Source organism: Halorubrum sp. CGM4_25_10-8A (assembly GCF_005435025.1).
GTDB lineage: Archaea > Halobacteriota > Halobacteria > Halobacteriales > Haloferacaceae > Halorubrum > Halorubrum ezzemoulense.
In genome coordinates this window covers 1-434 of sequence record NZ_SGTX01000066.1, presented here as the reverse complement: position 1 = coordinate 434, position 434 = coordinate 1, and the positions used below count along the sequence as shown (strand labels likewise).

Here is a 434-nt window from a genome sequence, read left to right as displayed (position 1 = left end):
TAACCAGAACAGACTTTGCCAGATTCGTCGACCTGTGTCGGTCCATCGATGGTCTGGTTAAACAGTTCCCAGGTGAGGGGGAAGCCGCGCTGAACCGCGGCTTCCGCCTCCCGAATCGCCGTGTGAACGGTTTTGTAAGCGCGACCGAGCAGCGGCGCAATTTGGTTGATACTCAGCAGCGTATCTGCGTAGAGAGTGAAAGCGAGAAGCACCTCTCCTGTGGTGAGGTGCTTCTCGTGAAATGGCGTTCCGTGGGTGTAAACTGGCTTAAATTCGCAATTACGGCACCGAACTCGGTCGTGTTTTTCCCACGTCATAATGCTCTGGTGACCACAGCGAGGACAGGATGTATTCTCCCAGAACCGCTTGAGTCGCCGCTCGATGCGCGCATCGAGCGGCTCGGTGTTGATCTCTATGACTCCTAGCTCGATCAG

1 pseudogene is annotated in these 434 nt (G+C 55.5%); it reads right to left on the bottom strand.

Going from position 1 to position 434, the window contains the following annotated elements:
• Positions 1 to 434: pseudogene (locus tag EXE52_RS18140) on the bottom strand (IS1595 family transposase); the annotation flags it as partial.